Genomic DNA, 10,855 nt, shown 5'->3' with positions numbered 1-10,855 from the left:
TTCTCGGCTCTGGCATCGATGCGTTTGTCCATCTCGTTAATAAGCGTTGTTTCTGTTTTGACAAACATAACTTGTAATGCTTGTAAATCCTTCTCGTCTAACACTTTAATCCCCCCTTTGAATTTACTGATAGAACTCTAATACTCCGAAGCCTGGTTTGAAGTAAACGGTGCGATTGTCTGCCGTGGTATCTGCCCGTATATTCAAACAATTTATCAATTCTCCCGGAAATTATCCGTGATATCTTTATCGTGCTGTAAAGCTTCTTCTGCTGCCCCTTCCGTTGCACGGGCGGGGGAATAGCCGGAATATACCATCAAGTGAGGCTTATTGCATCTTATATATTCCATTTCAAGGATAGTGTCAACCGTATGCCTGCCTTTATCGTCAATGGAGCGATATTTATGCAGGTGGGATTGTTCCTGGCGCGTGATTGAACCGGAGGGCTGAGGATTTTCATCCCACCCCATGAGGTAAGCAGGAGAGCATTGCAGCGCGTCTGCCAATAGCTTTATTTTATCATGCCTGACATTTTTAATCTCTCCGCTTTCGTATCTTTGTACTGTAGGAGTACTTACGCCTATTAATTTTGCTAACTCGTCCATTGTCATATCTAATATGGTCCGTCTATGTTTAATCATATCCTTGAATTCCAATTTTTCACGCTCTTCCCTATAGTGATTATTACCACCATAATATCATATAAGTTACATATTCGCAATAGTGAAATACGAGTATGTAACGGTTATTTGCGTAAACGCAAAATAAAACATGAGATTTAGGAAGTGGAGGAAAGGTGGAAAAGCAGAAAGAAAAACAGAAAGAAAGTACGATGCAAAACACATATTGCAGTACTGGTCTGCTAGACACAGCCGGGTTGGGACAGGTATATGTGGAATGATAAAATTGGGAATGACAGCGCAGCCAGGAGGCTCTGGCGGCCGACGGGATGAAAGAATAGATAAGAAATCAGTTCGGTTATTGATACCGGATCATTAAGAAAACAAGACGGACAGACCCTTGCCTAACACGGCAGGGGTCTTTAGTGCCGTCATGTTTTGGGTTTTGTTTTAAGGTAATGCAAGTATATCATGCATGGACAGATCTGTAAATACGACAAAATGAATAAATATACAACATGATTTTAGTGCATTATGCATATCCTGCCGGGCGTCTATCACCTTTTGTCCTCACACTTCAAGGTATTCAGACATATTATAAATATGTCCGGTATTATTTGATAAATGCTGGCTTTTTTTGATAGGTTGAATTATAATTATTGTAATATTATATCTTATTTTTAATAATCTGCAATAATGATATAAGGGGCGTGGAGTGAATTGAAGGATAAGATAGAGCGTTTTGCAAAAGGAGAATTGGAATATGAGCAGCCGGTGCTTTGTTTGACAGAGGGGGAGATCATAGCAGACGGAGGGCAGCCCGCTCTGTCATCCATCAGCATTACGGTGGAGGCAGGGAAGAGCTATGAGGGCAGCTTTATCATCAGCAACCACATGGGAAGCTGTGTGGAGGGACAGGTCTATTCCTCCAATCGGCTGCTGCAGATCAGGGAGCCTTCCTTCCGGGGAGAGTGCTGTGTTGTGAACTATTCTTTTCAGGCGGCATATCGGAAGGCGGGTGAAACGCTGCAGGGAGAGATCGCAGTGGTAAGTGATTGCGGTGAGGCGGTCATTCCCTTTACCGTTCAGGTAGAGCAGGCTCATGTGATGACCTCTCTGGGGAAGATCAAGGATTTGTTTCTGTTTGCCAACCTGGCCCGGGCGGACTGGGCGGAGGCGAAGAAGGTGTTTCGCGGGGAGGAGTTTGAACGGGTTTTTCTAAGCAATGAGGACCGTTACCGTTATCTGTACCGCAATCTGATTAAAAGCAGTTCTGCCAGCCAGGCCTTAGAGGAATTTCTGATCGCGATCCACAAAAAAAATGTACTCCGGCTGGAAGTTGACCGCACCCGGTTAGAATATACGGTAACCGGGGAGGAAATCAGCGATAAGGTGGTTCTCACCAGGAACCATTGGGGATATGCCGAAATCAAGGTGAGCACTACCGCACCTTTTCTTAAATTGGAACAGAAACTATTATGGGCGGACCGCTTTACCGGCAGCACCCATCCTATTTCCTTCACCATAGATCCGGGTAAGCTGCGCCCGGGGAAGCACTACGGACAGATCGTGATACGGTGCGTATACCAGACCATCCTTGTGGATGTAATATGCCGGTGTCCCGGTACCGGCCGGCAGGAGAGCGAATCCCGGCATGATGTGCCGCAGACGATGGATATTGGAGGACATGGTACAGGTGTATCAAAGAGCAGGAGGCTGGAAGCCGGGTTTATGGAGAGCTATCTGGACTTTCGCCTGAACCGGACCGGGGCGGAACGGTATGCGGAGAAGCTCCAGAGTATTCTTAGAGAGCTTCCGGACCGGCCGGACAGTCAGGTGAAGAATCTGATCAAGGTGCATCTGGCAATGGTATCAGGCAGAAGAAAGCTGGCGAAGGAACTGCTGGAGATCCTTTGGAGGGAAGAGAGCCAAGGGAAAAGTACCCTTGAGAAAGAACGTCTCGGGAGAAGTGTACCGGAAAAGAAGCACCCCGGAAGGAATATTCAGGTAAAGAGCGGGCAAAAGAGAGATATTCCGGAACAGAGCAAAACGGAAAGGGAGAGCTTTTGGAAGGGAAGCCCGGCGCTGGAGGAATGTGCGCATTTATATCTGGAATGTCTGTATTCCAGGGATGAGGCTGCGATCAGTGAGGCGGTGGGACGGATACGGCGCTGCTATGAGAATGGGAACAGGGATTGGCGGATCCTTTGGTTCCTTCTTAATCTTGACAGCAGCTATAATAAATTCCCGGGTAATAAGCTGGCGGATATCAGGGAGCAGTATGAGCTGGACTGCCGCAGTCCTATCTTGTATTATGAGGCGGTCTGTCTTTTGAATAAAGAGCCGGTGCTGCTCCGGGAGCTGGATGATTTTGAGATTCATATAGTAAATTACGGAATTCGGAACCATATTCTTGCGAAGGAGCTGGCGCGCCAATTCATCTATCTGGCGGGCAGGAGAAAGACCTGGCACCCGGTGCTTTTTGGCTCGTTAACCAGATTATATCGGGAATATGCGGATAACGACACCCTGTCCGCAATCTGCAGCCTTTTAATCAAAGGAATGAAGAGGGCGGAGAAATATTTTGAATGGTTTCGGCTGGGGGTAGAAGCACAGCTTCGAATCACGGAGCTGTATGAATATTATATGCACTGCGTCAGCTATGACCGAGAGGAAATGATCTCACAGCCGGTGCTGCTTTATTTTATCTATAACAGCAATCTGAATGACCGGAAGAAGGCGTATCTGTATGCCAATATTATCCGATACAAGGACCGGAACGAGATGATTTACCGGAGCTATCAAAAACGGATGGAAATATTTGCAGCAGAGATGCTGAAGGCCCATCAGATCAACAAGGATCTGGCGGTGCTGTACCGGGAGTTTTATGCGGACCGCGAGCCCGGTGCCCAGCTCTGCGGGCATCTGCCCTATGTGATGTACCGGCAGGAGTTCTATTGTGATAATCCCAATATTGAAAGTGTCAAGGTGGTACATCGGGAGCTGGCTGCAGAGGAAACCTATCCCCTGGTAAAGGGCAGGGCCCAGATAGATATTTTTACAAAACAGGCACAGATTCTGCTGGTGGACGGGGGAGGCAACCGTTATCTGGAATCGATCCCTTATAAGGTCACGCCTTACCTGAACCCGGAAGACTACGAAAGCCGCTGCCTGGAACACAGCGGGCATCCCATGCTTTTGCTCCATCTCTTTGACCGTTACCAGAGACATCGGATTATGAACCCGGCGGCGGCGGAGCTGCGCAAGCGGGTGCTGCTGGTGGAGGGATTGACCGATGAATACGCTGCGGAATGCCAGCAGGCATTGATCGAGTATTATTATGAAAATTACAACGACGAGCTTCTGGAACATTATCTGAAGCTGCTTGACTTACGCCGCCTTAAGCCTGCGGAGAGGTCAAAGTATCTGGAATTCATAGCGGTCAGAAGACTTTATGACCATGCGCTGGCTGCCCTGGAGACATTCGGATTTGACGAAATTGCGCTGAACCGCCTGGTGAAGCTGCTGTCCGGGTGGATGCTGACCCCGGAGGCAGACCATCACAATGAGTTGATGGTACAGCTTTGCCGATATGTTTATATCCAGGAAAAATATGATGAAAAGATTCTGATGTATCTGCTTCGGTACTATGAGGGACCGGAAAGAGAGATGCTGAAGCTCTGGAAGACGGCGGGGAGCTTCGAGCTGGAGGCTCATTTGTTAGAGGAGCGCCTGCTGGCCAGGATGCTCTATACCCGGAGCGATAACCCGGACAGCTTCCCGGTCTTCGCACAGTATTACAAGGAGGCCGCAAATCGTATGCTGGTGCGGGCTTATCTTACTTATCATGCATACCGGTATTTGGTGTGGGAGCAGGAGCTTCCCGGGGAGCTGTTCCCGATTATGAAACGGGAGCTGAATTACGAGGAGAATGAAATATGTCTTCTTGCCTGGCTGAAGCATAATGTATCCAACCGGGAGCTTACCGGGAGCGAGCTGGCTTTTGCGGAATATCAGATTGACCGGCTGGGGAAGAAAGAACTTCTCCTGCCTTTCCTTGCAGGATACGGAGACCGGATGGCGCTGCCGGGTAAGCTTCGGGATAAATGCTGTATTACCCATATTGCGGATCCGGGAAGCCGGATATACATTCATTACCGCCTGATAAAGCAGGAGGAACATACGTCGGCGGCAAATGAGTTTATAACACAGCGTATGACCAATGTGCTCCTGGGTATCCATGTAAAGGAGCTGGTTCTCTTTCATCACGAAACCATAGAGTATTACATAACAGAGGAATATGAGGGGAAGGAAACATCCACGGAAATGATATATGCCCGGTACGAATGTGCCATGCCCATGGCCGGAGATACCAAATATAATCAGATCAACCGGATGCGGGCGGCAATAGAGCAGGGAGACGGCAATGCCCTGCTGGAGGAAATGGAGTCTTATATACGCAAGGAATATCTGGCCTCCGCCTGTTTTGAATATATTGGAGCAAAGAGCTGAGATTTTACAGGCACGGACTGTCCGGCTATTGTGCATGTGCCTGGGACAAGAGCGGTTGAAGGGGGTAGATCGGTATGGAAACCGCCAGAAAATTGTTTGTGGGTTATGATTTGTGTGATGATTTTTCACAGGTTAGCTGCTATAGTTACAAATCCCTTGAACCGGTTCCGATTAGCATCAGGAGCGGGCAGGAGCTGATTCCCACCCTGTTATGCGCTCAGGCGGAGACAGGACAGTGGCTGTTTGGTGAGGAAGCCCTTGCCTGCGGTACGAAGGACGGGAGTGTGCTGATTGATCATCTTCTGGAGAAGCTGGCCGGGGGAACACAGGTGGAGGTGTTCGGCCACAGCTATTCCCCTGTGGAGCTGATGGGAAAGTATTTCCGAAGGACGCTGAAGCTGATCAAGGAGCATTTTCCGGTGGAGCCGATTGTACAGATGGTTGTTACCGTCTGTAACACACAGCCGGCGCTGACGGAAGGCATATATGCCGCCCTGGAACTGCTGGGGCTGGGGAAGGACCGCGTTACGGTAATGAATCATGCGGGTGCATATTTATATTATGTATTAAGCCAGGACAGAAGCCTCTGGGTGAATGACGTGGGCCTGTTTGACTTCAGCGCGGAAGGGATGCTCTATTACCAGATCCGGCTGAATCGCAGGAACAGGCCGATGATCGCGAGGATTGAAAAGACGGACTGCAGCGGCACTCTGAAGGATATGATGCCGGAGAAGCAGGACGGGACAGGGAAGCAGCAGGCTTATGTATTCGAGACACTGGCCAGCTCCCTGCTGTATAAGCAGCTGGTAACCACCCTGTATTTTACCGGAACGGGCTTTCAGGAGAACTGGGCGACGGGGGCAATAGAACGGCTCTGTGCAGGGAGACGGGCGTTTCTGGGGCAGAATCTATTTACCAAAGGGGCCTGTTACGCTGCCAAAGAGCTGGCCGAGCATACGCTGGAAGAATTCATCCTGCTGCACGATGATATGGTGGTAAGCGATATCGGAGTGCGGGTTTACAAAGACACCAGATTTCAGGAGCTGGTGCTGGCGGAGGCAGGGACAATCTGGTATGAAATAGATAGCGGTATCGAAGTCATTGTTGAGGGCAGCCCGGAGGGGGAGGCAGAGCTGGAGATAATCCGAAGAAATATCATAACCAGGGATGTGCTGCGGGAGAAGCTGCACCTGACCGGACTTCCCAGAAGGCCGGACCGGATGACCCGGCTGGAGATCAGGCTGAGCTGTAAGGACAGATCCACCGGAACAATTGCAGTGAAGGATCTGGGATTTGGCGAGTTCTATCCGGAGACCGGACAGGTTACGGAATTTGCAATAGAGTTGTGACAAAAGGGGTGAGAATGCGTGGGCAAGCTGATATTATGCAGCGGAGCAAGAACGGCGCGGCCGTATACTTTTCCGGTAAGCGGAATCCGGGTATATTCCATGGAAGAACTCTGCTATTACCTGTTTCACCATGTCCATCTGATGGAAGAGGACGTGATCCGGGAGGAGCTGATCGATTGGATCCAAACGGAGTTAAAGCTCCCGGAGCGGGCAGAAAAGCTGAGAAAATTAAAGGAGAAGAAAGCGGATATCAAGACCCTGGTCACAGTGGTTCTCTGCAGCGCCGATTATTATACAGAAAATGAGATTAAGAGCTTATTGAAGCTTTTGGACGAGACAGCCTCCCTGTCCAGAATCAAGAAAAGCAGTCTGAAGGCAAAGCATTATCTGGATAAACAGCAGTACCGGGAAGCGGCACAAGAGTATGAAGAACTGCTGGCAGATGAGGAGGCGAAAGAATTCACGCCGGAGGAATATGGGGATATTCTGCACAATCTGGCTGTAGCCAGAATCCATACCATCGGCTTTGAGGCAGCAGCCGGACTCTTCGAACAGGCCTATGTGCGTAACCGGAGAGAAGAGACGCTGCGCCAGTATCTGACCGTACTTAGAATCCTGGGATGGGAAGGGCAATGCGGGAATCTGCAGGAGGAATACCGGGATAAACTGGAGGAATACCAGGTGGAAGAAGAACTGCGCGGAAAAGTAGAGGCTGAGCTGGTCAGCAGGCAGGAGGAGGCGGAGGCCTGCTCTGCCATGGAAGAGCTCCGAAAGCTGGAGAGGCTGATGCGGCAGGGCCGGATGGAGGAATATTACCGCCGTGCGGAGGAAATGCTGGAGGACTGGATGGGAAGCTTGCGCCAGATATGACTGCCGGACCTATGCGGCCCTATGGCGCCAGGCAAGAGCCTGCAAAAGATCCTATTAAGGCCTATTCACTGTTTGAATAGGTCGTCAAAAAGTGAAAGGGCACGTGTATAAGGATGAAATTATTTCGCATATTTTCAAAAAAGAAAAAGCAGACGGCAGAGATACTGCCGCAGGAAGTCCATGAGGAAGCAGAGGTTCGCTCCCCGGAGAAGAAAAACAGGGAGGTCAGAAAGCCGGCCAAGCTGGGATCCCTTGCGGAGCAGATAGGATACATAAAGGAGAACTGCGATCTGATTCAGGAAAGTGACCGGCGGGTAGCAGAGGCTAAGATGGAATATCAGGCGGTAACCTCCTATTTGACGGACATACAGAAGATTGACCAGATTCCCATGGAGCAGAGGGAAGAACTGGAGAATGCCGCCCGCAATATTATTAATCTCAGCAGGGAGCGCAGCAAGCTGCAGAATAAGAGCCCTCTCCTTTCCGAACGTCAGTATCGGCTGTATGAGGGCTATGAGATGCAGATACCAAAGGATTTGAAGGAGTTGAAGGAAAGCGAGGAATACCAGCAGGTAATCCAGCAGGATATCGCTCATCTGGAGGAGGAGAGAAGGACGCTGAACCGGGAGGAGAAGGACATTATCAGCAGACAGTCCTTTCTCAAGGGGATTGCTGTTACCACCAGTATCATTGTCATTCTGCTTTTCCTGGTATTTGCCCTCCTGTCGAATTACTCCAAGGGCGACTTCACAATTCCGTTTCTGATGACCGTACTCATGGGAATGGTCTCGGCCCTTTACATCTTTATGGAAGCCAGAAAGAATTCGGGGAACGTCCAGCTGGTGCAGATGAAGCAGAACCGCCAGATCATGCTGATGAACAAGGTGAAGATCAAATCCGTCAATAACCGGAGCTATCTGGATTATACCTATGAGAAATACATGGTAGAAAGCTATTCCCAGTTGAAAACTGCCTGGGAGGAATATGTGCGGATGAAGGATGAAGAGAGAAGGTATCAGAGCAACACGGAGCTGCTGGATTTCTCCCATAATGAATTAATCGATGCCTTGAAGGAATTCGGTGTGGTGGACTGTGAAGTCTGGATCTATCAGCCCTCCGCTATTCTTGATCCCAAGGAGATGGTGGAGGTGCGCCATCGTCTCAATGTCCGCAGGCAGAAGCTGCGCGAGGGAATGGAGACCAATATCCGACTGCGGGAGGAAGCGCTGGCCGCAATCCAGCAGACGAGGAAGAGCTATCCCGATTGCGGCGAGGAGGCCCGAAAGCTGCTGCAGCGCTGCGGAATCAATCAGACTGAATAATATTTTAGCAAAGAACAAAAAAACTTATTGACAAAGTGCTATAAGTTTGTTAAGGTGGATTTAGAAACTAGTGTCATAATGTGAAAGTAGAAAATCGGAAAAGTGAGTTGATATGGAGATTAAAAATTTGTTATCCACAAAAGAAGAAGAGCTGATGGAGCTGCTATGGGAAAGTGATAAGCCTCTGACAAGTGTCGAGATAATGAAAATCCCAAATATGTCAGAATGGAATGAGACAAACTTGTATCGGACGCTAAATTCCTTGCTGGGTAAGAAATTAATCCAAGTATGCGGTATGGAACAGTATAAGACGCAATATGCAAGGCAATTCGAGCCGGCCCTTACCAGGGAAGAATACGCGGTGAGATTCTTAACGGACCGCGGGTTGAAGAAGAGTTCAATTGCTAAAATAGCTATGGCGTTGGTAAAAGCACCGGAAGGAGATGAAGAAGAGGAAACCGATGAATTGATCGAACAGTTGGAGTCAATCATCGAGGAATTACGCAAAGATAAGAGGTAATAGGATGCAGATAACTTTTTTCTCTTTTAGTATGGCCGTTCTATGGAGCAGTTTGTTAATTACAATGATTTATTTATTCCGGAAGAATTACCTGTCTATTCAATTTTACAGTATATCCGGTTTATTATTGCTGTATGTGTTTTGCTTAATTAGGATCGTCCTGCCATTAGAGGTTCCTTTTACAAAAGTCGTGGTATCAAAGTATGGATACAATCAGATGGTTCATTTCTTTCAGATGAGCTTATGGGAAGGAAACGGATATCATCTCAAGGTTGGAACATTGCTTTTTGGACTCTGGGCTATAGGTGCTGTTATAAAGATCCTGCGGTACACTTACTATTACATTAAATCAACCAGAGAAATAAAGAGATTTGAGAAAAAGACGGACTTAAATACGCAAACCGTTATGGATAAGATTCTTCAAGACAGAGGAGACCATATAAGGCCTGCTGTTCTGGTCAGTTCGTCCATTCATGTTCCAATGGGTGTCGGAATTTTTAAGAAGTATATTCTGCTGCCGGACAAAGACTACACGGATCGGGAATTATACCATATATTGCTGCATGAATATACGCATTTGCTTCATGGCGATTTGGTTATTAAGATGTTGATAGATCTAATATGCTGTATTTATTGGTGGAATCCTATTGTATATTTGCTTCGTAAGGATTTGGGACAAACACTGGAGATCAAATGTGATCTGGAAGTAACACGGAATATGGGTAATGGAGAAAAAGCGGATTACCTGGAAGTGATTGTTTCAGCCATAAGAGGAGCAAAAGTTCAAAAGGGGAAAGGTGATAAGCAGAAGGGCCTTGAAGTTGGTTATGTAAATCTGTTCAATAGCAGTTTTTTAGATGTGAAAGAACGGTTTCAAGTTATATCAAGTTGTAAGGGAGCAAAGTTAGGAAAGAAAGCAAATATAATTACTTTTTTTGTGTTCTTAGTGGTATTGTTTTTCTCGTATTCATTTGTTGTTCAGTCAAAATTTGAAGTGCCTGTAGAAGAAGTGGAAGCAGATGAAAATGCTTATATAATAAATTCATCAGGGAATTATATTATAAAAAGAGAAGATGGCTATTATGAGATTCTTATGAAAACAGGGAAAAATGTTGTGATTGATGAGCAGACAGCATTAAAAATGCAGGAATTGGGATATGAAATTATAGAATAGGAGGAATTGGAATGAAAAAAGTGTCTATGTTTTTGGCGTGTCTTGTAACCTTGTTAACTATGTCCCCTTTGCAAGTATCTGCGATGGAGGTCACGGAGACAGCAAGTGTTGTGACAGAGCAGATCGGTGGGGGAGTTGTTGTTCCTTGCGCAGATCAAATAGAAACAGTACTTAGAGTTTACAATGGAGTAGTGCAATACAGAAGATGGAATGCCACCTGGGGGTATTGGGTAGATCCGTATTGGATTAACCTCTAAAATTGGAGTTCTACATATTGCAGAAAGAGTAGTATTAAAGGCAGTAATTAATGCCAAAATCACTTATATGAACAAACCTTCTTAACATTAATGGGGAATAATGGAGAATGCATTTGCTGCATATCAATTTAAATATATAACTCAAACTTCGCACATAAATTTTAGCTATGCACCTTGAAAATTCAATACCTGGCAGTTATTCAGTTGTCAATGTTCAGACTTTATGCAGCT

The 10,855-nt window shown here is 47.1% G+C and carries 8 protein-coding genes; 7 read left to right on the top strand and 1 reads right to left on the bottom strand.

All coding sequences use genetic code 11. The features are described from left to right. Nucleotides 1-215 precede the first annotated feature (215 nt). Entirely contained in the window at nucleotides 216-641 is a 426-nt protein-coding gene (locus tag HNQ56_RS09590) for a helix-turn-helix domain-containing protein (protein WP_429145021.1), read from the bottom strand. Between the two features lie 699 nt (nucleotides 642-1,340). On the opposite strand from HNQ56_RS09590, the gene HNQ56_RS09585 reads away from it, so the two are divergent. The 7 genes from HNQ56_RS09585 to HNQ56_RS09555 all read left to right on the top strand — a co-directional run bounded on the left by HNQ56_RS09585 (nucleotide 1,341) and on the right by HNQ56_RS09555 (nucleotide 10,624). Continuing rightward, complete coding sequence (locus HNQ56_RS09585; RefSeq protein WP_429145019.1) at nucleotides 1,341-5,132, top strand: DUF5717 family protein; 3,792 nt, start codon at nucleotides 1,341-1,343, stop codon at nucleotides 5,130-5,132. A 74-nt stretch (nucleotides 5,133-5,206) separates the two neighbouring features. Beyond that, nucleotides 5,207-6,481 (top strand): DUF5716 family protein, encoded by a 1,275-nt coding sequence (locus HNQ56_RS09580; RefSeq protein ID WP_429145017.1) that lies wholly within the window; start codon nucleotides 5,207-5,209, stop codon nucleotides 6,479-6,481. A gap of 18 nt (nucleotides 6,482-6,499) precedes the next feature. Beyond that, complete coding sequence (locus HNQ56_RS09575) at nucleotides 6,500-7,351, top strand: hypothetical protein (RefSeq protein WP_429145015.1); 852 nt, start codon at nucleotides 6,500-6,502, stop codon at nucleotides 7,349-7,351. Nucleotides 7,352-7,464: 113 nt separating this feature from the next. Further along, the gene (locus HNQ56_RS09570; RefSeq protein ID WP_429145013.1) at nucleotides 7,465-8,673 is read left to right on the top strand and encodes an AAA family ATPase; all 1,209 of its coding nucleotides are present in this window, start codon (nucleotides 7,465-7,467) and stop codon (nucleotides 8,671-8,673) included. Between the two features lie 112 nt (nucleotides 8,674-8,785). Then, nucleotides 8,786-9,193, top strand: a complete 408-nt coding sequence (locus HNQ56_RS09565; protein WP_429145011.1) for a BlaI/MecI/CopY family transcriptional regulator — start codon at nucleotides 8,786-8,788, stop codon at nucleotides 9,191-9,193. A 235-nt stretch (nucleotides 9,194-9,428) separates the two neighbouring features. Beyond that, nucleotides 9,429-10,367 carry a M56 family metallopeptidase gene (locus tag HNQ56_RS09560; protein WP_429145009.1) on the top strand — a complete coding sequence of 313 codons (939 nt, stop codon included), beginning with the start codon at nucleotides 9,429-9,431 and terminating at the stop codon, nucleotides 10,365-10,367. A gap of 11 nt (nucleotides 10,368-10,378) precedes the next feature. Continuing rightward, a complete protein-coding gene (locus HNQ56_RS09555) occupies nucleotides 10,379-10,624 on the top strand; it encodes a hypothetical protein (RefSeq protein ID WP_429145007.1) in 246 nt (81 codons plus the stop codon). Nucleotides 10,625-10,855 lie beyond the last annotated feature (231 nt).

This window comes from Anaerotaenia torta (assembly GCF_050433395.1).
In the GTDB taxonomy this organism is placed as follows: Bacteria; Bacillota; Clostridia; order Lachnospirales; family Lachnospiraceae; genus Mobilitalea; species Mobilitalea torta.
The sequence above is the reverse complement of the archived record's forward strand: the minus strand, read 5'-3'. Positions and strand labels throughout refer to the sequence as shown.